This window comes from Kitasatospora sp. NPDC033851 (assembly GCF_055576085.1).
The window spans coordinates 223,798-248,379 of record NZ_JBVIRL010000008.1; the positions used below are offsets into that span (position 1 = coordinate 223,798).

Genomic DNA, 24,582 nt, shown 5'->3' on the forward strand with positions numbered 1-24,582 from the left:
GACGCCTTGCCCACGGAGACGCCATGACGGATCCGCTCGCCGCGCCCGACCGGAGCCCGGCGAGCGAGCCCGGCCCGCCGGAGGCCGCCGTCCCCAACCTCTGGGTGCCGATCGGCGCCCTGCTGCTCGCGATGCTGCTCGCCGCCCTCGACCAGACCATCGTCTCCACCGCGCTGCCCACCATCGTCAGCGACCTCGGCGGCCTCGAACACCTCTCCTGGGTGGTCACCGCCTACATGCTGGCCGCCACCGCCGCGACCCCGCTCTGGGGCAAGCTCGGCGACATGTACGGCCGGAAGCGCTTCTTCCAGGCCTCCATCGTGATCTTCCTGCTCGGCTCGGTGCTGTGCGGGATCGCCCAGAACATGGGCGAGCTGATCGCCTTCCGTGCCCTGCAGGGCCTGGGCGGCGGCGGGCTGATGGTGCTCTCCCAGGCGATCGTCGGCGACCTCGTCCCGCCCCGGGACCGGGGCCGCTACCAGGGCCTGTTCGGCGCCGTGTTCGGCGTCACCAGCGTGCTCGGGCCACTGCTCGGCGGGCTGTTCGTCGACCACCTCAGCTGGCGCTGGGTCTTCTACATCAACCTGCCGGTCGGCGTCGTCGCCCTGGTCGTGATCGCCGCGGTGCTGCACGGGCGGGAGGTGCGGCGCGAGCACCGGATCGACTACCTCGGCACTGTCCTGATCGCCGCCGTCGCCACCTGCCTGGTGCTGATGACCTCGCTCGGCGGCACCACCTGGGACTGGAACTCCTGGCAGATCACCGGCCTCGGCGTGCTCGGGGTGGTGCTGCTGCTCGCGTTCGTCCTGGTCGAGCGGACGGCGGCGGAACCGGTCCTGCCGCTGCGGCTGTTCCGCTCGCGGACCTTCAGCCTGGTCGCCGTGATCTCCTTCGTCATCGGCTTCGCGATGTTCGGCGCGCTCACCTACCTGCCGACCTTCCTCCAGGTGGTCATGCGGGTCTCGCCCACCATGTCCGGCATCCACATGCTGCCGATGGTGCTGGGGATGCTCGTCACCTCGATCGGCTCCGGCCAGATCGTCGCCCGCACCGGCCGCTACCGGATCTTCCCGATCGCCGGGACCGCCGTGACGACCGTCGGGCTGCTGCTGCTCTCCCGGCTGGACGAGCACAGCAGCACCGCCGAGATGAGCGGCTACTTCCTGGTCTTCGGGCTCGGGCTGGGCCTGGTGATGCAGGTGCTGGTGCTGATCGTGCAGAACTCGGTCGGCTACGAGGACCTCGGCGTGGCCACCGCGGGCGCGACCTTCTTCCGTTCCATCGGGGCCTCTTTCGGTGTCTCCATCTTCGGGACGATCTTCGCCAGCGGGCTGCGGGACCGGCTCGCCGACGCCCTGGCGGGGGTGCCGCTGCCACCCGGGTTCCGGCCCGAGGCCATCACCGCCGACCCGAGGGTCATCCCCCGGCTGCCGGCCGCCGTCCAGGCGGACGTCTACCACGCGTACGCGGAGTCGATCACCCGCGTCTTCCTGTACGCGGTGCCCGTCGCGGCGGTCGCCTTCGTCCTGTCGCTCTTCCTGCGCGAGCAGAAGCTGCGCTCCACCGTCACCGCGCCGGACCTGAGCGAGTCCATCGGGCTCAACCCGGTGGAACGCACCTCCCTGGACGAAATCGCCCGCGCTCTGTCGGTACTGAGCACCCGCGAGGCCCGGCGCGACCTCTTCCGGCGGATCACCGCCACCGCCGGGCTGGACCTGCTGCCCGCCTCCAGCTGGCTGCTCCTGCAGATGTACCAGCACGGCTCGGTCGAGCCGGCGGAGCTGGCCGAACGGCGGATCGTCCCGGTCGCCGTCATCGAGGAGGCCGCCCGGGAAGTGGAGGGCCGGGGCCTGGCCGCGCGGGCCGGCGGGCTGCCGCTGCGGCTCACCGAGCCGGGGGAGCAAGCGGCACTGCGGCTGGTCGCCGCCCGGCGCGCCCAACTCGCCGACCTGCTGGGGGACTGGGACGAGCAGCAGTACGCCGACCTCGCCGAGCTGCTGACCAGGCTCAGCTCCACCCTGTGCGCCGACCTGCGGGACCGGCCCGACCCGGTCGGACCGGAGCCGCCGTACCGGGGCGAGGGGAGATCGTTCTGAGTGCGGTCGTGTGGCCGTGTGGCCGTGTGGCCGTGTGGCCGTGCGGTCGTGCGGTCGTGTGGCCGTGCGGTCGTGGGGTCATGCGGTCGTGCGGTGTGTGGCCGTGCGGCCTGTGGGTCCGTGGGGCCGTGGAGGTGGTCCGGTGGAGCGGCGAGGCGTGATCGGGTGACGTATCGTCGCCTACCGGTCCCGGTCGTGTCGGCTGCCGGGGGAATTCCGTCGAGAGGGTGCGGCATGCCACTCGAGATCGAGCGCAAGTTCCTGCTGGGCTCCTTCGAGCCGCCGGAGACCGCGGTGCGGCAGCACATCGAGCAGGGCTACATCGCGATCAAGGACGACGGGACGGAGGTGCGGCTGCGCCGGATCGGCGGCAGCTGCGTCCTCGGCGTCAAGCGCGGGAAGGCCGGCTCTCCGGTGCGGGTCGAGGTGGAACGCGAGCTCGGAGAGGAGGAGTTCACCGAGCTCTGGCCGGCCACCGCCGGTGCCCAGCTGGTCAAGGACCGGTACACCTTCGAGTCGGCCGGCGTCACGGTTCACGCCGACGTCTACCAGGGCGAGTTGGCCGGGCTGCGGACCGCCGAGGTGGAGTTCGGCTCGGAGGCCGAGGCGGAGGCCTTCAGCCCGCCGGACTGGTTCGGCGCCGAGATCACGGGCGTCAAGGCGTACAAGAACCAGACCCTCGCGACGCGCGGGCTGCCCTCGGAGGCCTGACCGCTCTATCCGGGAGGCCGGTCAGGCCTCCGAGGGCAGCCGGCCACGCTGGACCGCCCGCACGCCGAACTCGAACCGGCTGCGGGCGCCCAGCCGCTCCATCAGCTCCGTCGCCGACCGGCGGGCCGTGCGCACCTCGCCGCCCAGCCCGGCCAGCCAGCGGACGTACGCCACCGTGGGCCGGTTGTTGCGCGTACCCGCGATCTCATGGCGCGCCGAACCAGCGGGGGGTGTCGAGGCGGAACGGGTCGCCGGGGGCGAGCCGGCGCAGGCCGTCCTCGACCTGGCGGAGCTGCTCCTCACCCAGGGTGGCGGACCACTCGGTGCGCAGCTCTTCGAAGATCCGGGCCGAGCGGACCAGGCAGTCCACGCCCCGGTCGGTGAGCCGGACCACCTTGCGGCGGGCGTCGGCCGGGTCGCTGCCGCGCTCGACGTAGCCGAGCTGCTCCAGGTTGTCGATGGTCTTGCCCGCCGCCTGCTTGGAGACGCCGAGGCGGCGGCCGAGTTCGACGGCGGTGGTGCCGTGCGGGCCGATCGCCTGGAAGACGAAGCCGTGCATCGGCCGCAGGTCCGGGTGCCCTTCGCGGGCGATGCGCTCGTGCAGTTCGTCGATGATCGTCCGGAAGGCGAGGAGCAGCCGCAGCGGCAGCTCGAAGCCGGGCGGGGCCGGTTCACTTGACACGATAGACAACCTCATTGACCATATAGACAATGTCATTGACCATCTTAGGGGAGTCCATCACCATGTCCGTGATCCGCCGAACCGATGCCCGCCAGACCGAGACCCCGAACGCCGCCATGACCACCTTCGCCTCACCCACCCAGGGCTCGACCACCCTGGCCCTGTGGCAGGTCGAGATGCGGCCCGACAGCCAGGGCCCGCTGCACGCCATGGAAGCCGAACAGATCTGGACCTTCCTCGCCGGCTCCGCCACGGCGGACCTGGCGGGCGAGCACCACACCCTCACCGCCGGCGACACCCTCGTCCTCCCCGCCGACACCGCCCGCCGCATCACCACCACCGAGGGCTTCACCGCCATCGTCGCCTCCACCTCCCCCTCCCGCGCCTACAACCCCGACGCCATCACCCCCGAAGGCGCCTGCGCCGCCGCCCCCCGCGACGCCGAACGCATCCTCCCGGCGTGGATCGCCTGAACCACGGCACACGGGCCCGCCCGGCGTGAGGTGTAGCAGACTGCTGGCAGTGACCGAGCCGGCGGCCGCACCCGAGGCCCCGGCGGACCAGTAAGGAGCGGCATGTCCGTCGTCAAGATCAACGTTCTGACGGTGCCCGCCGAGCAGCGCGAGGTGCTGGAACAGCGCTTCGCCTCCCGCGCCGGCGCAGTGGAGAACTCGGACGGCTTCGAGTGGTTCGAACTCCTCCGCCCGGTCGAGGGCACCGACGAGTACCTCGTCTACACCCGCTGGCGCAGCGAGGAGGACTTCCAGGCCTGGATGGAGGGCCCGATGAAGTCGGCCCACCAGGGCGGTGGCGAGGGCGAGGCCCCCAAGCGCCCCGCCGCCTCCGGCTCCACCCTGTGGTCCTTCGAGGTCGTCCAGTCGGCCGGGCCCAAGGGCTGACATTCGTACGGCAGTTGCGCGCCCCGGGGGCTCGACGGGCCCCGGGGCGCGAGGCTGTCCGGGCGACCTCGGCGACCCCGGGCGCTGCTGAGGCGGGTTCACGCCGAGGCGGCGTAGAGGACTTCGCGCAGGCCCGGGACGGATTCGCGGTCGGCGCGCCAGACGAGGCGGAGGTGGAGTGGCGGGGGATCGAGGGGGAGGCGGATCAGGGTGCCGGCGGCGAGTTGCTCGTGGACGGCGAACTCGGGCAGGAGGGCGATGCCGAGGCCCTGTTCGGCGCAGGCGCGGGTGACGGCGACGCCGCCGGTGCGGACGCGGTCGACGTCGTGGCCGAGCAGGCGTTCCCCGGCGAGGAAGAAGGAGCAGGCCGGGGTGTTGACGAGGAGGCGCCGGCCGCGCAGGTTCTCCCGGGTGAGAGCGGTGGCGCCGGCCAGCGGGTCGGTGGGGGCGGCGACCAGGACGAGCGGGACGTCCTGCAGGTCGACGTGGTCGAGCGGGGCCGGCGGCAGGTAGAAACCGAGTTCGCCGAGCGCGCCGGCCGTGTCCAGGATCAGCGCCGCCTCCAGCGCACCGGCCGCGACCCCGCCGAGCAGGCCGTCCCGGGCGCTGTCGGTGTGCAGGGATATCTCCAGGTCGGGCCGGCGCTCGGCGAGGCGGGCCAGAACGGTGGGCACGTGGGTGGCCGCGATGGTCTCCAGCGCGCCGAGCCGCAGCCGGGCTCGGGCGGTGACCACCTCCCGGCGCGCCTGCTCGGCCTGGTCGAGCAGCCGCCGGGACCACGGCAGCAGCCGCTCCCCGGCCGGGGTGAGGGTCATGCCACGCGGGGCCCGCTCGAACAGGTCGGTGCCGAGACTGCGCTCCAGCGTGCGGATCTGCTCCGAGACGGAGGACGGGGCGAGGCCGAGCGCCACGGCCGCGCCGGTGACGGTGCGGTGGGCGACGACGGCCTCGAAGACGCGCAACTGACGTAGTTCCACTGGTATCCCCGACTCCCGAACGTCCTCGCGTGTCCCGTCCGTGTTGCGGGACAGCGTACGGGTGCGGGCACGGAGCCGTACCGGGGCGTTCGGAAAATCCGAACGGTGCGTGAGGCTCCGGCGGTCGAACGGACGGCGGTGGCGCGGCCAGAGTGGGCGGCCGTTCCACCCGTCGATCAGGAGACCTCTCGATGACTGCCCCCGCCGTCCCGCCCGCCGTCCCGCCCGTCCTACCAGCCCTGACCGCCCCACCCGCACCCGCCCGATCGCGGGCCCTGCTCGGCATCGCCCTCGGCTACTTCATGGTGCTGCTCGACACCACCGTGCTCTCCGTCGCCGAACCCGATCTGGCGGCCTCACTGGGCAGTTCGACCGCCGGACTGCAGTGGGCCGTCACCGGCTACAGCGTCACCTTCGGGGCGCTGCTGCTGTCGGCCGGTGCCGCCGCCGACCGCTACGGCGCCCACCGGGCCTTCCGCTTCGGCATCGCCGCCTTCGGAGTGGGCTCGCTGCTCAGCGCGCTCGCGCCGGACATCCGGACACTGGTGCTGCTGCGCGCCGTGCTGGGCGTCGCGGCGGCGGCCTGCGTCCCGGCGAGCATGGCGCTGATCACCCGCCTCCACCCGGAGCCGGGGGCACGGGCCCGGGCAGTCGCCGTGTGGGCGGCGGTCAGCGGCTGCGCGATGGCCTTCGGGCCGATGGTCGGCGGCGCGCTGGTCGACCTCGCCGGGTGGCGGGCGGTGTTCCTGGTCAACGTCCCGCTGGCGGCGCTGGTCCTCGCCCTGGTCGCCGGACGGGCGGTGCACTGCCCGCGCGGCGAGCGGCGCATCGACTGGCCGGCCCAGCTGGCCGCCTGCGCGACCCTCGCACTGTTCACCGACGCGCTGATCGCGCTCGGCGACACCGCGTGGTCGCACGCGGCCTGGTCGGGGGCGGGCGCGGCGGCGGCCGGCATCGCCTTCGCCCGGCGCGAGCGGCGCAGCCCCGCGCCCGCCATCCCGACCGACGTGCTGCGGGCACGCGGCATGGGTGCGGTGCTGCTGGCGGGCGGGGCCGTGAACTTCGCCATGCTGGGCGTGCTGTTCGTGCTGCCGCTACTGCTGCAAGGGGAGCTGAGGCTGTCGCCGACGCTGGCCGGGGTGGCGTTCCTGCCGATGACGCTGCCGCCGGGCTTCAACCCACTGCTCACCGGACGGATCGTCGCCAAGGTCGGCCCGTGGCGGCCGGTGCTCGGCGGGCTGGCGCTGCTGTCGACGGGCTGCGCGGTGTTCGCGGGGGCGGTGCTGCTCGGCACGCCGTACTGGCTGCTCGCCGTGGGCCTGCTGGCGGCCGGATTCGGGGTCTCCTTCGCGCTGCCCGCGCTGGTCACCGCCGTCGTCACCACCGCGCCCGAGGGCAGCGCGGGTACGGCGGGCGGCCTGCTCAACGCCGTACGGCAGGTCGGCGCGACGCTGGGGGTGGCGGTGACGGGCGCGTTCGTCGGTGGCGGAGCTGCCGTCGGCGGTGGCGGCGCGCTCGCGGCAGCGATGCTGCTCCCGGCGGCGGTGTGCGCGGCGGCGGCGCTCACGGTGCTGCGCAGCCGCCGGTGACCGATGCACTGGCGGCTGACCAGGAATCACGCGAGAGGCGTGAGGAAGATCCACACGTGGCCGAACGGGTCGCGGAGCATCGACTGCCGGGCACCGTACGGCATGTCGGCCGGGGGAGTGAGGAGTTCGGCGCCCGCCGCAACGGCCTGGGCGGTCAGCCCGTCCACGTCCGGGACGTAGACGTGCAGGATGACGGACGGAGCGCCGGCGCCGGGCGGTGCGAACGGGGCCTCCGCGTCACCGAGCATGAGCGTGGCGCCCTGCACCTTGATCTCGGCGTGCACGATCCGCCCACCCTCACCCTCGAGCCGGAACAGCTCGGACGCCCCGAACGCGGCGCCGTAGAAGTCGATCGCCTCGGCAGCCCCGTCGACCAAGATGTGCGGGATGACGCCGTACTTGTACTGCTCGGGAATCTCCATGCGGATCACGGTAGGCCGGTGCCGCCCAGTCAAGGATCAGGCGTAGGACCCACCGGCCCTACGCCGCTCGGCGGAGGGCTCCAGGACCTGTTCAGCGAGGCGGGGAACTCCCTGTCCGGCACGAAGCAGTTGAACTCCTGGACAGCGCCCCGTTGTCCGCCAGGGGCGCGACATTGGAGAGATGGCCGCCGGCGAGATCGGGCAGGGTGTCGCTGATCCGGCCGAAGGTGCGGCGGCTGGTCACGGTGACGTACTCGCTCTGACCGGGCCCAGGTCCGCGCCGGGCAGCGCGGGCCCGGTCGGCGGGACTGTGTTCCGCGCGCCCCCACCGGGTCACCCTCTGCTCTTCGTCCTCTCGGGGGTGCTTTAGCGCCCATCGGCTGGCGAGCCTGTATGTGGCGCTGCTGAATGCCCAGTACAGCAGTTCGGCGGGGTCGCGGGTCGCCTGTTCATGGACCAGTTGCCCCCGCTCGACGGCGAGGTAGCGCAGTGCGCCGTCCTCGGCGACGACCATGAACGGCCGGGCACCGTCACGCTGCACGACGTCAGGCACATCGGAGCCCTTGATTCCGATGACCGCGCTCAGTCGGGCGATCTCGGCTTCCAGGTACTGCCGCATCAGGGCACCCTGGTCCTTGCTCATGGTCACCACCATGTCATGAGGCGCACGGCCCAGGAGGAGGGCCCGTTCTCATCAGCCCACCAGGCTCTTCGAGCCGGTGCAGCGGTATCTGGATGGCGCTCTCGCGGGCTGACCGAGCGTCGGCTTGGGGCTCTGGATGTTCGCGCCGGGTGGTGTGCGCCTGCGCCGCCCGAATGAGTGACGCGAGTCAAGGATTGACGTTCTGTCAGGGCGATACGGTGAACACTGCGCAAGAGAAAGCCCCGGCGGTGCTACCAACACCCCGGGGTATGGCACCAGGAGCAGGAGACTCCCGAATGCAGATTCATCGTATCCCCAAGCATGACCCCGGGTACACGATCCTCGACAACGGCCACGTCGTCCGTAAGCACTCGCTGAGTTGGGCGGCGCGCGGGCTGCTCGTTTACCTCCTCAGCCTGCCGGATGGGGCGCGGGAGGACGTTCGCACGCTCGCGGCGAAGAGCCTGGAGGGGCGGGCGACCGTGGCCCGGGCGCTGCGGGAGCTGGAGGCGGCCGGGCACTACGTCCGGCGGACGCAGCGGGATCCCGTCACCGGGCAGGTGCGGACGGACGTTTCGGTCCACGAGCAGCCGGTGGTGGGGAAGGCGGTTCACGCCGTGCCGCCGCTTCCCGTTCCCCCGGCCGCCGGGGTGCCTGGAGCTGGGGCGGCAGGCGGCGGGAACGCGGGAAGCCCTTCCAAGGAACCGAAGGTCAAGGACGTGAAAGAACCTTCCGTCCGTCCCTCCGAGAAGTTGACAGCCGGCATGGCGCTGCTGCTGGACCTCGGGCGCCGGGAGCCCCGGATGGCGTTGGCGGGGAAGCCGCTGTCCGACCAGGCCGCGCGGGTGGAGGGGCTGCTCGCGGGTGGCTGGACGAGAGAAGCGCTGGCGGGGATTCTGGCCGCGCCCCTGCCGCAGACGGTCACGCACAGCGTGGGGGCGATCCTGGCGGGGCGGTTGGCGAAAGTGCCGGCTGTTCCGGCGGCACCGATGACGGCGGACGGGCCGCGCCGACACGAGTGCTCCGGGCGGGGCGGGATGTGCGGGCGGCCCGTCGCGAGTGCCGGGCAGAGGTGCGGCCGGTGTTCACCAGGTCAGGAAGCCCGGCAGCTCGGTGACGGGCGGGAGCGGTGCGTCCGCCGGTAGCGGGCGGATCTGGACGTAGGCGTGCTCGAACTGTGAGTAGGAGAAGCCGTCGAGGCCCGGCGCGACGACCAGGATGCTGCCTCCCCGGCGCCAGATCCGGTATCGCCAGCGGTAGCCTTCGTGCGTCACGTCCTCATCGGGCGGGCCGAGCAGTGCGGTGAACTGCTCGGCCACGGCGTCCAGTCGGGTGCCAAACGTACCGGCCGGCGGATCGACGAGGCTCCGCCAGCCGGGCTGCTCCGCCCAGAAGTCCTCCGTCCACGCCCCGTCGGGGTGAATCCAGTACTCGTACGCGAACGGCATGGCGAGGCGGTCGTCGCCGTACACGAGGTGTCCGGCGGGCGTGTACGCCTTCTCGTTGAACTCGCCGAGGTAGTCGCCGGTCGAGCGCCAGCCGGCGCTCACCATGGCCTTCTCGGTGATCTCGGGGTCCTCCCAGTCGAGTTCCACCATCTCGGCGATCTGCTCGGCCAGTTCGAGCGTGACCGGGCAGACTGCGACGGTCCAGGGCGACTCTTCCTCGTCGGACACGCGGGGGACTCCGTTCTGCGGTGGCGTACAGGCGTTCACCCTACTCAGAGCGTGTCGCGGACCTCGATGGAGCCGCGGTCCACCACGAACCTCTGGTTGGGGTTGGTGACGTCGCAGCCGTACAGGAAGACGTTGTCGCCGTTGGTGCGGGACGACCCGACGTCGACGCACATCTCCTCGCCGCTGCCGACCGTCCGCTGCAGGACGAGCGCGCCGCGACGCAGCAGCCAGGTCTGGTTGGCGCTGGCGGCCTGGCTGTACTCGCACGCCCAGATGCGGACGACGTCGCCGTTCACACCGGTGTAGTCGGCGTCGAGGCACATCTCCTGCGCCGTACCGACGGTGTCGGCGACCTTCACCCTCCCGTCGTCCAGGACGAAGCGCTGGTTGGTGTGGTCGAGGCAGTCCCACACCCGGACGTTGTCGGCGTTGTAGCGGGTGCTGCCGACGTCCAGGCACTTGCCGGTCGTCACCCGGGGTGGGGTGGCGACGGTGAGGGTGCCGTCGGTGATGGTGTACTCGGTGGTGCTGCCGGGGTTGGTATAGCGGAAGGTGCCGTTGCCGCGCGGGAGCGTGGTGTCCGACGGCGCGGACGGGTTGACGGTCACCAGCGGGGAGAAGCGGAAGTAGCCGTTGGACGGCCAGCCGCTGTTGCCGCCGTTGAGGCCGTAGCCCTCGCAGGTGAGGGTGCGGTTGCCGTTGCTCTGCGCGCATCCCCGCAGGCCGACGTTGTTGGAGGCCCACGAGGACCCGTCGCTGCTGTACTGCGTGGGGACGGTGGACTGCGCCGGGAAGGTGGTGTTCCCCGGGGCGGTGAAGACGGCGGTCATGCCGGACGGCGGGAGCAGCCCCGCGCCGCCGGTGTTCTGGTACGTCCACGGCACGGCGCCGGTCCGGCCGGGCGCGATGGTGGCGGTGGTGGGGACGTCGCGGCCGATGAAGGTGACGGCCGCGGCGGGGGAGGCGAGGGCGGCGGCGAGGGTGAGGGTCGTCGCGGCGATGGTCGTCGTACGGGCGAGGGTTCGGATCACGCTCGCGATGATCGTGGACGAACGGGGGCGCCACGGGCGCACGGCACGCCAGGGGAGCGGCGGTTCACCCTTCCGGCGGCCGGAACACGACGGGCGCGTCGAAGGCGGCCCGCCGGGTCGCCCGGCGCAGGGCGCGCAGCACCGGGGTGCCGAGGGCGAGGCACAGGACGACGGTCAGCACGGCGCGCGGCAGGTCCCAACCCAGCGAGGTGGTGAGGCAGTAGGCGGCGAAGCGGACCAGGTTGGCGGGCAGAGAGTCGCCGGGGACGAAGGAGATGGAGCCGGCCAGGCCGCCGATGTACGGCCAGCCCTGCAGGTTCATGATGGTGCCGTACAGCACGGCCGACACCGCCCCGTACCCGGCGAGCAGCAGCAGTTCGCGGCGGCCGCGCAACGAAGCGGCGCCCGGCAGCAGCCCCGCGCCGAGGCAGACCCAGCCCATCGCCAGCATCTGGAACGGCAGCCACGGCCCGACCCCGCCCGTCAGCAGCGCGGAGGCGAACATCGACAACGAGCCCAGGACGAAGCCGAATCCGGGGCCGAGCACCCGCCCGGAGAGCACCATCAGGAAGAACATCGGCTCCAGCCCGGCCGTGCCCGCGCCGAGCGGGCGCAGGGCCGCGCCCGCCGCGGCCAGGACGCCGAGCAGCGCGACGGACTTGGCGTCCAGCCCGGGCGCGCCGCCGCCCGCCGAGCGGCCCTCGGAGATCTGCGCGATGACGACGGCGAGCAGCAGGGGCAGGAGCAGCGCGAACAGCCATGGCGCGTCGGTGGAGTGGCCGACCAGCGCCGACTTGGTGGAGGCGAGCAGCGGCCAGCCGAAGGCGGCGACGCCGACCAGCGAGGTCAACGACAGTGCCGCGACGGACCGGCGGCCGAGAGGGACCGGACGGTTCATGCGCCGATCGCCTCCGCGCCGATCGCCGCCGCGACCTGCCCCACGGTGAGCCACGGCCCCGGCGCCAGCACCTTGGCGACCTGCGGGGCGAAGGCGGGGGAGGAGACCACGACCTCCGCCGTCGGCCCGTCGGCGACGATCTCGCCCTCGGCCAGGATCACCGTGCGGTGGGCTAGTTCGGCGGCCAGTTCGACGTCGTGCGTCGCCAGCAGGGCCGCGTGGCCCTCGACGGCGAGGCCGCGCAGGATCTCCACCAGCCGGGCCTTGGCGGCGTAGTCGAGGCCGCGGGTCGGCTCGTCCAGGAGTAGCAGCGGGGGTCGGGCGGTGAGGACGACGGCGAGGGCGAGGGTGAGCCGCTGGCCCTCGGAGAGGTCGCGCGGGTGGGCGGCGTCGGCGATGCCGGGCAGCAGGCGCTCGACGAGGGCGCGGCAGGTGCCGGGCTCGGCGCCCGCGTCGGCGTCGGCCGCCGCGCACTCGGCGGCGACCGACTCGCCGTACAGCAGATCGCGCGGGTCCTGCGGGACGAGGCCGACCTGGCGGATCAGTTCGGCGGGCCGGGTGCGGTGCGGGGTGCGGCCGCCGACCCGGACGCTGCCGGAGGCGGGGGCGTGCAGGCCGACCAGGGCGCCCAGCAGGGTGGACTTGCCGGCGCCGTTGCGGCCCATCAGGGCGGTGATCTCGCCGGGGTGGAGGGAGAGGTCCACGCCGCGCAGGGCCTGGACGGGGCCGCGTCGCACGGCGAGACGGTCCGAAACGGCAAGGGGGGAGCCGGTGGTGACACCGGCAGCGGACGGCGCGCGGCCGTCGAGGCGCTCTCGCAGCGCCGCCGCCTTGCGCCGTGCGTCGCGCACCGACAGCGGCAGTGGGCGCCAGCCGGCGAGCCGGCCGAGGCCGACGACGGGCGGGTGCACCGGCGAGTGCGCCATCACCTCGGCGGGCTCGCCCAGTACCGGGGGCGCGCCCGGGGTCAGCAGCAGTACCTGGTCGGCGTACTGGACGACCCGTTCCAGCCGGTGTTCGGCCATCAGGACGGTGGTGCCGAGGTCGTGGACCAGCCGCTGCAGGACGGCCAGGACTTCCTCGGCCGCGCCGGGGTCGAGGGCCGAGGTGGGCTCGTCCAGGACCAGCACCCGCGGGTGCACGGTGAGTACGGAGCCGATCGCGACGCGCTGCTGCTGGCCGCCGGAGAGGGAGCCCAGCGCCCGGTCGCGCAGGTCGGCGAGGCCGAGCAGGTCGAGGGTCTCCTCGACCCGGCGGCGCATCACGTCGCCCGGCAGGCCCAACGACTCCATGCCGTAGGCGAGTTCGTCCTCCACGGTGTCGGTGACGAAGTGCGCCAGCGGGTCCTGCCCCACCGTGCCGACCAGGTCGGCGAGTTCGCGCGGCCGGTGCTCGCGGGTGTCCCGGCCGCCGACGGTGACCCGGCCGTGCAGGACACCGCCGGTGAAGTGCGGCACCAGGCCGCTGACCGTCCCCAGCAGGGTGGACTTGCCGGAGCCCGACGGGCCCACCAGCAGGCAGAGTTCGCCCTCGGGGACGGTGAGGTCGACGCCGTCCAGGGCGGGCGCGGCGGAGTCCTCGTACCGGACGGAGACCTGCTCGAAGGTGATCACGATGCCCTCCGGGGCGGGGTCGGGGCGGCGAACGCCGGCACCAGGCCGAGCAGGACGGCCAGGACGGCGGCCAGCGGCAGTGGGGGAACGGTCGGCGGGACGACGATGGGGGTGAAGGCGACGGGGTCATGCGCGGCCAGGTAGGTGGTGAGGGCGGCCACGGCGGCGCCCGAACCGGCGGTCAGCCACTCGGGCAGCGCCCAAGGGTCCGGCCGGTAACGGGTTCTGACAGATCGTCGGCTACCGAGCAGCAACCCGGCGAAGGCGGCGGCCAGGCCGAGCAGCAGCACGGGCGGCGCCCAGCCGGCACCTCCGGCGGTCAGCAGCCCGTACGCGGCCAGGCAGATCCCGAGCAGCCCGGCGAGGGTGAGCGCCGCCGTGGTCCGGGCGAGCCGGCGCGGGACGTCGGCGGTGCGGCCGAACCCCCGGGTGTCCATCGCGGCTGCCAGCGCGACGGACCGCTCCAACGCGCCCTCCAGCACCGGCAGTCCGACACTCAGCACGGCCGCGACGCCCCGGTCCGTACGGCCGCGCAGCCGCCGCGCGGCGCGCAGGCGGCGGACGTCCGCGACCAGGTTCGGCGCGAAGGTCATCGCCACCACCACCGCCACGCCCGCCTCGTAGAGCGCGCCGGGCAGGGTGCGCAGCAGCCGGGCCGGGCTGGCCAGGGAGTTGGCGGCGCCGACGCAGACCAGCATGGTGGCCAGGCGCAGCCCGTCGTACAGCGCCGCGAGCAGGCCCTCGACGGTCACCGGGCCGCCGATCCGCACACCCTGCGCCCAGGTGGGCAGCGGCACTTCGGGCAGCGTGAACAGCACATGGGTGCCGGGGATCGGCGAGCCGAGGAAGACGGCGAACACCAGCCGGATGCCGAGCACCAGCAGGCCCAGCCGCAGGAAGGCCCCGTACGACCGCGACCAGGGCGCGTCGCCGCGCCGGGCCGCGACCACGTACCCGGCGACGGTGGCGAGCAGCAGAAGGATCGCCGGGTTGGTGGTGCGGGTCGCCGCCGCGCCCAGTCCGAGCGCCCACAACCACCAGGCCCCGGGGTGCAGTTGGCGGGGGCCGGTGGGCGGTCGGGTGCTGCGGGGGGTGCTGCTCACGGGGACTTCCTGGAGGGGTGCGGTCTTCCTGGCGGGGTGGCTCGGGTCAGGACTGACGGCGGCGGCGGCGCGCCTGCCGGACGGCGTCGCCGACGAGGCCGGCGACCAGCACGCCACCGGCGATCAGCCCGATGTCCGGGCCGCTGTCGCTGTCGCCGCCACTGGCGCCGCCGTGGCCGGCGGACGTGCCGCCGCTGCCCGGCTGCGCGGCGCCCGCCGCGCCGACCTGGTCGGCGCAGCCCGCCGTCGGGTACCCGGCGATGGCGCACAGCAGGCCGTTGGTGTCGTACCGCAGCGGCGGAGCGACGGCGGCCAGCACTTCGGCGGAGGTGGCGCGCGGCGCGACACTGGCGCACACCGTGCGCGGCTCGGGCACCGATCCGGCAGCTGATCCGGTGCCCGATCCAGCAGGTGATCCGACGTCCTCGGCGGTCCCGAAGTCCAGCACGACGGCCACCCGCTTGCGCCCCTCCTGCGCGGGCGTCTGCGCACAGATGTCCGCGAAGCTCCCGGCCGTGCGCGGCTTCGCGGCGTCCTGCCCGCTGTCCGGACTCACCGCGAACCGCCACCCGTCCACGGAGGCGTCCGGCGGCACCGCGATCGCCGGGCCCTGCTGCTGGTACGCCCAGCCTCCGCCCTCGGCGCCGCGCCAGAACGACCAGTACCGGTACCCCGCCGCCTCCGCGGGCGCGGCACCGGCGAACAGCAGCGCCCCGACCAGCGGCAGCAGCAGCGCGGCGAGGCCCCGCCCGGATGGACGGGCGGCGCGGACGGCGGGGCGGACGGCGCGGCGGCGGGGTGCGCGGCGCATCAGAGGTTCGGGTTGCGCTTGCGCTGGAGGCTGAGGAGGAGGCCGCCGCCGAGGCCGATGAGGAGGCCGACGCCGATGACCCAGTACTGACCGATGCCGTCGTGCTTCTTCTTCGCCGGGGTGGCCTCGTCCGAGGTGGCGGCGGTGGCCTTGGGGGCGGGGCCGAGGGCGGTGAGCTTGCCGGTGAGGTCGGAGGTAGCGCGGTGGTCGGCCTGGGCGACCAGGAGGAGGGTGGCGGTGGCGCCGGCGTCGGTGCCGTTCTTGGTCCAGGTGGCTTCCTGCTGCTCGAGCCAGTCGGCGGCGTCGGAGGCCTGGTCGGGGTGGCCGCTCTGGATGAGGGCGAGGGCGGCCCAGGCGGTCGCGGTGTAGTCGGGGGTCGGGGCGGCGCCCGGGGTGGTGAGGGTGAGGTGGTTGCCGCCGGCCGTGAGCTGGGCGGAGAGGTAGGCGCCGGCGGCCTCGCCCGACTCGGCGTGCGGGACGGTGGCGGGCGCGGAGCCGTCGGAGCACGCGAGGGGCTTGGGCTCGGTGTCGGCGCGCACCGAGCCGGCGACCGGCAGGTGTCCGCCCGCGGCGGCGAGGGAGGCCTGGCCGCTGGCCAGGGCGTTGGGGGCGAGGGCGCCGGTGGCGGCGTCCGGCTGGTAGGCGAAGGCGCCGCGCTGGTCGGCGGGGGCGCTGCAGCCGAGCTGGAAGGCGGCGAGGCCGTCGAACGCGTTCTTCCCCGCACCGGAGCCGGGCTTGGCGACGCTCGCCGGGTCGGTCCGGGCGGCGAACAGCGCGTTGACGGCGAGTCCGGTGGAGTTGGCGTCGCCCGGGCTGCCCGGGTTGTAGGCCCAGCTGCCGTCGGCGTTCTGGTTGGCCTTGAGCCAGGCGACGCCCTTGTCGACGGCCGGCTGGTGTCCGCCGAGGGCGACGAGGGCCTGGATGGCGACGGCGGTGGCGTTGCTGTCCTCGGTCTTGGGGTCGCAGGCCGCGCCGGCCGCGCGGTAGGAGGGCCAGCCGCCGTCCTCGCACTGCTGGCCGGTGAGCCAGCCGACCGCCGAGTCGGCCGGGGTGACCTTGGCCGTGGTCAGCGCGGTGAGCGCCAGCGACTGCCGCCACACACCGTCGTACGTCGGGTCGCTCTTCCCGTACAGGCCGTCGGGGACGGCGACCGGGGTCGGCGAGGGGCTGTCGGCCAGGGCCGGTCCGGCGGCGACGCCGGCGAGCAGCGCGGCGGACAGGGCGGCGGCGCCCAGGCGGGCGGCGGTGAGCATGGTGCTGGTGTGCCTTTCGGTGAGCGGTGGTGGCCCTGGCGGGGGCCGTTCCGTAGTCCTCGACGGTGCCGGGCGCGTGCGTCCGGGCCGGCCGCTCGCCCCGCCCCGGGCGCTCCGACTCGTCCGGTGACCAAGGGGGACCGGGCTCACGGTTGCGGGGTCAGCGCCGGATTCGCACCGGCTTTCCCCGGGGGAGGAGCGGGATGGAGTTGTGCTGCCCGTCGACTCTAGCCGCCGGGCCGCGCCGGGTGTCCCCTCCGTGGCAGGAACAGGTTCCAGTCGGGGGCCGTTCACGGCCGGGCGATCGAAGGGCGATCGAAGGCGATCCCAGGGCGGTCAGGGACTGTTCACGGGAGAGTGAGCAGTCGGGCCGCGGTGTGCAGGTCGGCCCGGACCTCGGCGATCGAGGCGCGTCCGGAGAGCCAGGCGACGAGCGCCGAGTGCCAGGTGTGCTCGATCACCCGCACCGCCGCGCGCTGGCTCTCGCTGGGCGGGCCGGACTGGCCGATGGCGTCCAGGATGAGCTGTCCGGTGGCCACGCTGACCTGGTCCACCTCGGCGCCGACCGAGCGGTCCGCGAAGGACAGGGCCCGGACCATCGCCTCGGCGAGCAGCGGCTCGCGCTGCAACGCGTGGAAGGCCCGGGTGAGGGTGTCGGCGACCCGCAGGGCGGGCTCCGCCTCGATCGGCGGGTGCCGCCGGATGTGTTCGCGCAGGCCTTGCAACTGCTCCAGCATCACCGCGACCAGCAGGTGCACCTTGGACGGGAAGTACCGGTACAGCGTGCCCAGCGCGACCTGGGCGCTCTCCGCGACCTCCCGCATCTGCACCGCCTCGTACCCGCCGCGGGCGGCCAGCGCGGTGGCGGCCCGCAGGATCCGCCGGCGGCGCTCGGCCTGCCGGGTGGTCAGCGGCAGCTCACCGGGCCGGGGCGCCACGGGGCTCGGGGTGAGGTGCTCGGTCGACGGCGGCAAGGGTGCTCCCGGGCGGGCGAGAGTGGCGGTGTGCTCCACTGGTCGGCAAGAGTTCGGCAAAGGGCGCCGACAGGGTCGTCGGCAGGGTTCGTCGGCAGGGTCATCGGCAGGGTTCGGCGGGCGTCGGCGTGGCGGGAATCACCAGCCCTGGCTCCTGAGGAAAAGCTACGGGCCGGTATCTTCGAGGTCTCTCATTGTTCACGTGGTCGACGACGAGTTCCCCAGCCACTGAAACCTGATCTACTTTAGCGACCGGCAGCACAGATAGCAGCTAGAGATGAGGGCCCAGGATGACCGCGCAGCCGCTGCGGATTGCCCTGCTGTCGTACCGCGGGGACCCCTTCTGCGGCGGTCAGGGCGTGTACGTACGGCACCTCTCCCGTGAGCTGGCCAGGCTCGGCCACCACGTGGACGTGATCGGCGCCCAGCCCTACCCGGTGCTGGACGAGGTCGAGGGCCCCGGTTCGGTGCGTCTGGTGGAGCTGCCCAGCCTGGACCTCTACCGGGCCGACGACCCGTTCCGCACCCCCGCCCGCGGCGAGTTCCGCGGCCCGGTGGACGCCCTGGAGTTCGCCACCATGCGCACCGGCGGCTTCCCCGAGCCGCTGACCTTCTCGCTGCGCGCCCGCCGGTACCTGGCCGCCCACAAGGGCCGCTACGACGTGGTGCACGACAACCAGACCCTCGGCTACGGCCTGCTGGGCCTGGCCCGGTACGGCTTCCCGCTGGTCACCACGATCCACCACCCGATCACCGTGGACCGGCAGCTGGAGCTGGACGCGGCCGGCACCCGGCTCAAGCGGCTGTCGCTGCGCCGCTGGTACGCCTTCACCCGGATGCAGCGCCGGGTCGCCGCCCGGCTGGACCGCGTGATCACCGTCTCCGGCACCTCGCAGCGCGAGATCGCCGAGCACCTGGGCGCCGCGCCCGGCGCGATCTCGGTGGTGCCGATCGGCGCCGACACCCGGCTCTGGTCGCCCTCGGACGCGGTCGAGCAGGTGCCTGGCCGGATCGTCACCACCTCCAGCGCCGACGTGCCGCTGAAGGGCCTGGTCTTCCTGGTCGAGGCGCTCGCCAAGGTCCGTACCGAGCGGGACGCCCACCTGGTGGTCGTCGGCAAGCCGCAGAAGGAGGACGGGCCGGTGGCCGAGGCGGTGCGCCGCTTCGGGCTGGAGGAGTGCATCGAGTTCCGCAGCGGCCTGACCGACGGCGAGCTGGTCGACCTGTACCGCTCGGCCGAGGTGGCCTGCGTCCCGTCGCTGTACGAGGGCTTCTCGCTGCCCGCCGCGGAGGCGATGGCCACCGGCACCCCGCTGGTCGCCACCACGGGCGGGGCGATCCCCGAGGTCGCCGGACCGGACGGGGAGACCTGCCTGGCCGTGCCGCCGGGCGAGGCGGACTCGCTGGCCGCCGCGCTCGGCCGACTGCTGGACGACCCGGAGCTGCGCGCCGAGTTGGGCGCGGCCGGTCGCGAGCGGGTGCTGGCCCGGTTCACCTGGGAGCGGGCCGCCGAGCTGACCGCCGAGGCCTACCGCGCGGCGATCGCCACCGGTGTCGGCGCCCGGGCCCGCTCCGGGCCCGGCTGGCGGTACGTGGCCTAGCTCGGCGGTACCTGGCCCAGCCCGGCGGTGCGCGGCCGCCCGATACCCAGCCGGGCCGCCGCCCCGAGGCGGTGCGCGCGTCGCCCGCCCGAGCGTGATGAAGCATGACGAAGCGTCAAGGACGCTTGGTAGCAATAGGAATGGGAGTCCTGCAGTGCTGACCGTCGATTTCTCGCGCTTCCCGCTCGCCCCCGGCGACCGGGTGCTCGACCTGGGCTGCGGCGGGGGCCGGCACGCGTTCGAGTGCTACCGCCGCGGCGCCAATGTGATCGCCCTCGACCAGAACACCGAGGAGATCGCCGAGGTCACGAAGTGGTTCGCGGCGATGGAGCAGGCCGGTGAGGCTCCCGAGGGCGCGTCGGCGGTCGCGATGGAGGGCAACGCGCTGGCGCTGCCGTTCGAGGACGAGTACTTCGACAAGATCATCATCTCCGAGGTGATGGAGCACATCCCCGACGACAAGGGTGTGCTCAACGAGATGTTCCGCGTCCTCAAGCCGGGCGGCCTGCTCGCCGTCACGGTGCCGCGCTGGCTGCCCGAGAAGATCTGCTGGGCGCTGTCCGACGAGTACCACGAGGTCGAGGGCGGCCACATCCGCATCTACCGGGGCGACGAGCTGCTCGGCAAGCTCAAGGACGCCGGCCTGGAGCCGTACGGCACCCACCACGCGCACGCGCTGCACTCGCCGTACTGGTGGATCAAGTGCGCGGTCGGCGTGAACAACGACAAGGCGCTGCCGGTCAAGGCCTACCACCAGCTGCTGGTCTGGGACATCGTCGGCACCCCGGTCATCAGCAGCCTCACCAAGGCCGCCGAGCGGGCGCTCAACCCGGTCATCGGCAAGAGCTTCGTCGCTTACGCCTCCAAGCCCAACCGCACCCCGGGCGGCACGGCGTGACCGCCGCCGTCCCCGAGGTGCTGCTCCTGGACGGGGTGCTCGACGCCGAGCAGGCCGCCGACACCGTGCGCAGCATCCTCGCCGAGCAGCGCCCCGACGGCGCCATACCGTGGTTCGCCGGCCACCACCTGGACCCCTGGGACCACACCGAGGCCGCGATGGCCCTCGACACGGCCGGCGAGCACGCCGCCGCCGAGGCCGCCTACCGCTGGCTCGCCGCCAGCCAGAACCCGGACGGCTCCTGGTACGCCGCCTACACCGACGGCGTGGTCACCGACCGGGCCAAGGAGAGCAACTTCTGCGCCTACGTGGCGGTCGGGGTCTGGCACCACCACCTCAGCAGCGGCGACGACGCCTTCCTGGAGTGGATCTGGCCGGTCGTCCGGCGCGCCCTGGACTTCATCGTCTCGCTGCGGCTGCCCGGCGGCCCGATCGCCTGGCGGGTCGACGACGACGGCACCGCCACCGACGAGGCGCTGCTCACCGGCTCGTCCAGCATCCTGCACGCGCTGCGCTGCGGCCTGGCCATCGCCGACTACCTGGAGGAGCCGCAGCCCGACTGGGAGCTCGCGGCCGGCCGGCTGCGGCACGCCATCGCCCACCACCCGGAGCGGTTCCTGGACAAGGGCCGCTACTCGATGGACTGGTACTACCCGGTGCTCGGCACCGGCCTGCGCGGCGACGCGGCGCTGGCCCGGATCGAGCGGGACTGGGAGCGCTTCGTCGTCCCCGGCCTCGGCGTGCGCTGCGTCAGCGACCGCCCCTGGGTGACCGGCGGCGAGAGCGCCGAACTGGCCCTCGCGCTCTGGGCGATCGGGCAGTCCGACCGCGCGGTGGACATCCTGCGCTGGATCCAGCAGCACCTGCGGCACGAGGACGGCTCGTACTGGACCGGGTACGTGTTCGAGGACGACGCGATCTGGCCGGAGGAGCGCACCACCTGGACGGCCGGGGCGCTGCTGCTCGCGGTGGCCGCGCTCGGCGGGGACCCGGCGACGGTCGCGGTCTTCGGCGGGGACCAACTGCCCGCCGGGCTGGTGGTCCAGGACTGCTGCTGAGCGCACGCAGGCACGCAAGCCGCGGCTCAGCGCACGCACACGGAAGGGGCGGGACCGGAGAACCGGTCCCGCCCCTTCCGTGTGCGCGTCCGAGGACGTCAGCCGCGCTGGAGGCCCGTGGTGTCGGTCAGCACACCCTGGGTGCCGTCCGCCAGCTGCGCGACCAGCGCGGCACCGCGCTGCTCGACGGCCAGGTACCAGGTACCGGGCACGACCTCGCCGATCGGGGCGCCGGCCGGGTTGTCCTTCGGGGCCAGCTGGCGCGGGGACGGGACGGCGAACCAGAACGGCTGGAAGTCCGCCGCCGGGGCGGCCTGCGCGGCCGGGGTCGGCTGCGGGGCCGGCACGCCGGCGTCCTGCGGCTGACCGAGCTGACCGGGCTGCGGCTGGCCGGCGGCCGGGAAGCCGTAGCCGCCCTGGGCGCCGAACGCCGGGTCGTGGCCCTGGGCCGGGTAGCCGTACTGGCCGGGCTGACCGGGCGCACCCGGGTGGCCGGGCTGGCCCGGGGCCGGGTAGCCGCCCTGGTACGGGACGGCCGGGCGGTCGGAGACCAGCGGGGCCTTCAGCGCGGGCACCAGCGGGCTCGCCGCGGCCGCGCCGGCGAGCACGATCAGCGCGATGAAGCCGAGCCAGGCGCCGAAGCCGTGGCTGATGCTGCCGCCGGACGGGCCGCCGCCGAGCGACCAGATCGAGGTCCACAGCGCCGCGACGGCGAACGCGATGCCCCACTGGTCCAGCCGCAGGCCGAGCACCTGACGGTTGGCCGCGTCCTTGCCCTGGAAGCGCTGCACCAGGATCAGCACTGCGGCGGCGATGCCCAGCAGGTAGATCGAGGGCAGGATGGGGAACAGCTCCGTGCTCCACGCGTTCTGCGAGGCGTCGGGTCCGCAGTACCGGCCGGCGCAGCTCACGGTCCAGTAAGGCAGGAAGGAGGCGATGAAGAGCAGGACGGCCGCGCCTGCGACGGCGGCGTCTCCCCTGGTGAGAGCGCGCAGATTCACTAACGTTCCCCTCGTTGACGTGTCGTGGACGGTGGTTCGTGCGGTCAGGCTGACCGGCCGAAACTCCCGAACGGACCAGAAGCCTAGGCCCAACCGTCCTGCCGGTGCACGGCGGGACCGGGAATGGGGCGAAGTCGTTGCAAACCACGCGGGCCGGGCGGAGCACCGTCCGCCGGGGTGTGCGGCTCAACTTCCCTACTGGGACTTCGAGTCTTCTATTGAGTCGTCAGGAACGCGGTCAGCGCGTCGGCGATACCCTGGGCGGCCTGCTGGCGCCACTGAGGGTCCGTCATCCGCTTCGCGTCCGTCGAGTTGCGCATGTTACCGCACTCGATGAACACCTTGGGGACGGTGGACAGGTTGAGGCCGCCCAGGTCGGAGCGGGTGTCCAGGCCCTGGCTCGCGATGTAGTCGGCGTACGGCTCGCCGGTCGCGGTGTGGAAGTGGTCGCGCAACAGCAGCCCGAGCCGGTGCGAGGGTTCGACGATCGACGAGTTGTCCGCTTTCCCGGCCACCACCTTGGCGGGCATGATCACGTGGAAGCCGCTGCCGCTCGCCGGGCCGCCGTCCCCGTGCACCGAGACCGCGACGTCGGCGTGCGCGTCGGCGCCGGCCCGGGCGCGCTCGTCGATGCACGGGCCCCAGGGGCGGTCGCCGTCCTGCACCAGCACCACCTTGGCGCCCCGGGCGGTCAGGATCGCGCGGGCCCGGCGGGAGACGTCCAGGGTGTACTCGGCCTCGGTGTAGCCGGCGTTGGTCTCGGTCCCGGTGGTGTCGCACTCCTTGCGGGCGTTGCCGATGTCCACCTGACGGTTGATCTCGGCGGAGTGCGCGACGTTGCCGGGGTTGTGACCGGGGTCGAGGAGGACGGTGCGACCGGCGAGGCTGTTCGCCTCGGCAGGGGTGCCGGTCGGCGCGGCGGCCGGCGGCTGCGACGGCGTCGCGGCGGGCGCGTCGGCCGCCGGGGCGTCGGAGGTCGGGGCGTCGGAGGTCGGCGGCGGCGCCACGGGTGGGGTGAGGGGCGCCGTGGCGGGGTCGGCGGCGCCCGCCGGCGCGCCGGTGCCCTGCGGGTCGGCCGGGTCGGCCGGGGCGGAGGCGGCGGCTGTGGCGCCCGCCGGGCCGGAGTGGTCGAGGGCCTGCCAGCCCAGCCAGCCCGCCGTGCAGAGCGGAACGGCCGCGGCCACCACGGTGGTGACGCGCAGCAGGGTGGAACGGCGGGGCGGTCGGGGGGCGGTGCCGGTCACGGGTCGGTCAGATCCTGTCCTGGGTTCGCGGGGTCAGGCCGTAGCTGATCGCGATCGGGTTCCACTTGGTCATGAAGTCCGTCTTCGCCTGGGTGGCCTGCGGGTTGAGCTCGTCCGCGTGCTTCTTGTCCTGGGTGGTCGGGGCCCTGCCGGAGCAGCCCTGGGCGGCGACGGCGCGCGCCCAGGTCGCGTACGCCTTGTCGATGTCGGCGGACAACTGCCAGGCGGACTTCAGCGAGTTCAGCGCGTCCGTGCCGCCCGGCACGTCCGTGAGGGTCAGCTTGCCGAGCTTGGTCAGCAGGGCGGTGCGCTGGTTGGCGCCGCCGTCGAAGACCTGGGCCGCGCTCTCGATGTCGGCCTTCGACGGGCAGCTGATCACCTTGGCGACGGCGCTGCCGATCGGGGCCTTGGCGCTCTCGCCCTCGCTGAGCAGGCCGTCCAGCGCCTGCGCCTGGGCCTGGGCGTTGGGCCCGGCGCCGGTCGCGGTCGGGGACGGCGCGGCGGTCGGCGAGGCCGGGGTGCTCGCGGCGCCGCTCGGCGCGGCGTCCGTGCCGGTGGGCGCGGAGGCGGGCGGCGGATTGCCGGAGCCGGCCGTGGGGGCGGCCGTCGGGGCCGGTGCGGCCTGGCCGTCCTTGTCGCTGCCCCGGGCGGCGAACAGCAGGCCGCCGCCGATGGCCAGCACCAGGAGCAGGGCGAAGCCGATCAGCAGCGGGGCCTTGCGGTTGGCCGGGCGGTCCCCGTCGTCGTCCGGGTAGGCGGTCGGGTAGTCGGCCTCGTGAGGGGCCGGGTAGCCGGGCTGGGCGCCGTACGGGGGCTGCGGCGGGGCGGCGGGGGGCTGGGGGTAGCCGTAGCCCTGCGGGGGCTGCTGCTGCGCGGTCGCGTGGGAGGGGAACGGCGAGGCCGCGGGAGGGGCGGCCGGGGGCGGCGCGGCGGCGGCGCGGGGGATCGGGGCGGTCGGCGGGTCGTAGCCGGGCGCGGTGGCCAGGTACGGGCGGGCGCCCAGCGGCGGGCCCTGGTCGCCGACGGCGCCGGGCACGGGCGGCGGGACGGCCCGGTCGGCCCGGTCGGCCCGGTCGAGGCGGGGGTCGGCGGGGGACTGCGGCGTCGCCGCCGGCTGCGGTGCGGTGGGTGCGGTGGTGTGCGGGGTGGTGGGTGCGGCGGTGTACGCGGTGCCCGGCGCGGGGGCCTCGGGGGCGGGCTCGGTGCCGGCAGGGCGCTGCGGGCCGCGTACCCAGCCGCCGGCACCGCCGCGCGCCGTCGGGTCCCAGACCGCCGGAGCGGTGTTCTGCTGGTCCGTCATGTCGCTGCTGGCCCCCACCGTCCGCCGATGCTCTGCCTGGTGCTGCGCGGCCACCGTACCGTTCGAATCCGCGCCGGACAGCCCCGGCACGACGTTAGAGCA

24 protein-coding genes and 1 pseudogene are annotated in these 24,582 nt (G+C 74.0%); 9 read left to right on the plus strand and 16 right to left on the minus strand.

The features are described 5' to 3' along the window. The first annotated feature begins 23 nt into the window (after positions 1-23). Both ACZ51D_RS18210 and ACZ51D_RS18215 read left to right on the plus strand, forming a co-directional pair. Positions 24-2,096, plus strand: a complete 2,073-nt coding sequence (locus ACZ51D_RS18210) for an MDR family MFS transporter (protein ID WP_465623675.1) — start codon at positions 24-26, stop codon at positions 2,094-2,096. 234 nt (positions 2,097-2,330) lie between these two features. Further along, a complete protein-coding gene (locus tag ACZ51D_RS18215; RefSeq protein ID WP_360492805.1) occupies positions 2,331-2,807 on the plus strand; it encodes a CYTH domain-containing protein in 477 nt (158 codons plus the stop codon). A 21-nt stretch (positions 2,808-2,828) separates the two neighbouring features. Here the strand turns inward: ACZ51D_RS18215 and ACZ51D_RS18220 are convergent. Both ACZ51D_RS18220 and ACZ51D_RS18225 read right to left on the minus strand, forming a co-directional pair. Beyond that, a pseudogene (locus tag ACZ51D_RS18220) lies at positions 2,829-2,954 on the minus strand (helix-turn-helix transcriptional regulator); the annotation flags it as partial. 58 nt (positions 2,955-3,012) lie between these two features. Then, the gene (locus tag ACZ51D_RS18225; RefSeq protein ID WP_465623674.1) at positions 3,013-3,489 is read right to left on the minus strand and encodes a MarR family winged helix-turn-helix transcriptional regulator; all 477 of its coding nucleotides are present in this window, start codon (positions 3,487-3,489) and stop codon (positions 3,013-3,015) included. A gap of 29 nt (positions 3,490-3,518) precedes the next feature. Between ACZ51D_RS18225 and ACZ51D_RS18230 the strand changes: the two genes are divergently transcribed. Both ACZ51D_RS18230 and ACZ51D_RS18235 read left to right on the plus strand, forming a co-directional pair. Further along, positions 3,519-3,962, plus strand: a complete 444-nt coding sequence (locus ACZ51D_RS18230) for a cupin domain-containing protein (RefSeq protein WP_465623672.1) — start codon at positions 3,519-3,521, stop codon at positions 3,960-3,962. A 102-nt stretch (positions 3,963-4,064) separates the two neighbouring features. Next, a complete protein-coding gene (locus ACZ51D_RS18235) occupies positions 4,065-4,388 on the plus strand; it encodes an antibiotic biosynthesis monooxygenase family protein (protein WP_360492796.1) in 324 nt (107 codons plus the stop codon). 98 nt (positions 4,389-4,486) lie between these two features. Here ACZ51D_RS18235 and ACZ51D_RS18240 read toward each other — a convergent pair whose 3' ends face one another. Continuing rightward, positions 4,487-5,365 (minus strand): LysR family transcriptional regulator, encoded by an 879-nt coding sequence (locus ACZ51D_RS18240; RefSeq protein ID WP_396287793.1) that lies wholly within the window; start codon positions 5,363-5,365, stop codon positions 4,487-4,489. Positions 5,366-5,556: 191 nt separating this feature from the next. On the opposite strand from ACZ51D_RS18240, the gene ACZ51D_RS18245 reads away from it, so the two are divergent. Beyond that, the gene (locus ACZ51D_RS18245) at positions 5,557-6,954 is read left to right on the plus strand and encodes an MFS transporter (protein WP_465623669.1); all 1,398 of its coding nucleotides are present in this window, start codon (positions 5,557-5,559) and stop codon (positions 6,952-6,954) included. A 26-nt stretch (positions 6,955-6,980) separates the two neighbouring features. Here the strand turns inward: ACZ51D_RS18245 and ACZ51D_RS18250 are convergent, their stop codons facing one another. After that, a complete protein-coding gene (locus ACZ51D_RS18250; RefSeq protein WP_465623667.1) occupies positions 6,981-7,376 on the minus strand; it encodes a VOC family protein in 396 nt (131 codons plus the stop codon). 91 nt (positions 7,377-7,467) lie between these two features. After that, positions 7,468-8,019, minus strand: coding sequence for a hypothetical protein (locus ACZ51D_RS18255; protein ID WP_465662795.1), 552 nt, complete (start codon positions 8,017-8,019; stop codon positions 7,468-7,470). 296 nt (positions 8,020-8,315) lie between these two features. Between ACZ51D_RS18255 and ACZ51D_RS18260 the strand changes: the two genes are divergently transcribed. Further along, positions 8,316-9,164 (plus strand): helix-turn-helix domain-containing protein, encoded by an 849-nt coding sequence (locus ACZ51D_RS18260; RefSeq protein WP_465662797.1) that lies wholly within the window; start codon positions 8,316-8,318, stop codon positions 9,162-9,164. On the opposite strand, the gene ACZ51D_RS18265 is transcribed toward ACZ51D_RS18260, so the two are convergent. The 8 genes from ACZ51D_RS18265 to ACZ51D_RS18300 form a co-directional block, all read right to left on the minus strand. Beyond that, positions 9,105-9,695 carry a hypothetical protein gene (locus ACZ51D_RS18265; RefSeq protein ID WP_465662799.1) on the minus strand — a complete coding sequence of 197 codons (591 nt, stop codon included), beginning with the start codon at positions 9,693-9,695 and terminating at the stop codon, positions 9,105-9,107. The genes ACZ51D_RS18260 and ACZ51D_RS18265 overlap by 60 nt on opposite strands. 44 nt (positions 9,696-9,739) lie before the next feature. Further along, positions 9,740-10,726: an RICIN domain-containing protein gene (locus ACZ51D_RS18270; RefSeq protein ID WP_465623660.1), complete on the minus strand. Its 987-nt coding sequence runs from the start codon at positions 10,724-10,726 to the stop codon at positions 9,740-9,742. Between the two features lie 64 nt (positions 10,727-10,790). Further along, on the minus strand, positions 10,791-11,624 hold the full coding sequence (locus tag ACZ51D_RS18275) for an ECF transporter S component (RefSeq protein WP_465662801.1): 834 nt from the start codon (positions 11,622-11,624) through the stop codon (positions 10,791-10,793). Continuing rightward, entirely contained in the window at positions 11,621-13,237 is a 1,617-nt protein-coding gene (locus ACZ51D_RS18280; protein ID WP_465662803.1) for an ABC transporter ATP-binding protein, read from the minus strand. The genes ACZ51D_RS18275 and ACZ51D_RS18280 overlap by 4 nt, the downstream gene beginning before the upstream one ends. Continuing rightward, on the minus strand, positions 13,234-14,340 hold the full coding sequence (locus ACZ51D_RS18285; RefSeq protein WP_465662805.1) for an energy-coupling factor transporter transmembrane component T: 1,107 nt from the start codon (positions 14,338-14,340) through the stop codon (positions 13,234-13,236). Before ACZ51D_RS18285 ends, ACZ51D_RS18280 begins: the two co-directional genes overlap by 4 nt. 46 nt (positions 14,341-14,386) lie before the next feature. Beyond that, positions 14,387-15,151 carry an SCO2322 family protein gene (locus tag ACZ51D_RS18290; RefSeq protein ID WP_465662807.1) on the minus strand — a complete coding sequence of 255 codons (765 nt, stop codon included), beginning with the start codon at positions 15,149-15,151 and terminating at the stop codon, positions 14,387-14,389. Next, entirely contained in the window at positions 15,151-16,404 is a 1,254-nt protein-coding gene (locus ACZ51D_RS18295; protein WP_465623651.1) for a prenyltransferase/squalene oxidase repeat-containing protein, read from the minus strand. The genes ACZ51D_RS18290 and ACZ51D_RS18295 overlap by 1 nt, the downstream gene beginning before the upstream one ends. A 347-nt stretch (positions 16,405-16,751) precedes the next feature. Continuing rightward, entirely contained in the window at positions 16,752-17,378 is a 627-nt protein-coding gene (locus ACZ51D_RS18300; RefSeq protein WP_465623650.1) for a TetR family transcriptional regulator, read from the minus strand. A 290-nt stretch (positions 17,379-17,668) separates the two neighbouring features. On the opposite strand from ACZ51D_RS18300, the gene ACZ51D_RS18305 reads away from it, so the two are divergent. The 3 genes from ACZ51D_RS18305 (at position 17,669) to ACZ51D_RS18315 (ending at position 20,935) form a co-directional block, all read left to right on the plus strand. After that, the gene (locus ACZ51D_RS18305; protein WP_465623648.1) at positions 17,669-18,979 is read left to right on the plus strand and encodes a glycosyltransferase family 4 protein; all 1,311 of its coding nucleotides are present in this window, start codon (positions 17,669-17,671) and stop codon (positions 18,977-18,979) included. A gap of 154 nt (positions 18,980-19,133) precedes the next feature. Beyond that, positions 19,134-19,877 (plus strand): class I SAM-dependent methyltransferase, encoded by a 744-nt coding sequence (locus ACZ51D_RS18310; RefSeq protein ID WP_465662809.1) that lies wholly within the window; start codon positions 19,134-19,136, stop codon positions 19,875-19,877. Continuing rightward, positions 19,874-20,935, plus strand: coding sequence for a prenyltransferase/squalene oxidase repeat-containing protein (locus ACZ51D_RS18315; RefSeq protein ID WP_360492749.1), 1,062 nt, complete (start codon positions 19,874-19,876; stop codon positions 20,933-20,935). The genes ACZ51D_RS18310 and ACZ51D_RS18315 overlap by 4 nt, the downstream gene beginning before the upstream one ends. A 98-nt stretch (positions 20,936-21,033) precedes the next feature. Here ACZ51D_RS18315 and ACZ51D_RS18320 read toward each other — a convergent pair whose 3' ends face one another. The 3 genes from ACZ51D_RS18320 to ACZ51D_RS18330 all read right to left on the minus strand — a co-directional run bounded on the left by ACZ51D_RS18320 (position 21,034) and on the right by ACZ51D_RS18330 (position 24,480). Further along, positions 21,034-21,936, minus strand: a complete 903-nt coding sequence (locus tag ACZ51D_RS18320; RefSeq protein ID WP_465623645.1) for a hypothetical protein — start codon at positions 21,934-21,936, stop codon at positions 21,034-21,036. Between the two features lie 215 nt (positions 21,937-22,151). Further along, complete coding sequence (locus tag ACZ51D_RS18325; protein ID WP_465623644.1) at positions 22,152-23,180, minus strand: N-acetylmuramoyl-L-alanine amidase; 1,029 nt, start codon at positions 23,178-23,180, stop codon at positions 22,152-22,154. 7 nt (positions 23,181-23,187) lie between these two features. After that, positions 23,188-24,480: a hypothetical protein gene (locus tag ACZ51D_RS18330; RefSeq protein ID WP_465662811.1), complete on the minus strand. Its 1,293-nt coding sequence runs from the start codon at positions 24,478-24,480 to the stop codon at positions 23,188-23,190. Positions 24,481-24,582 lie beyond the last annotated feature (102 nt).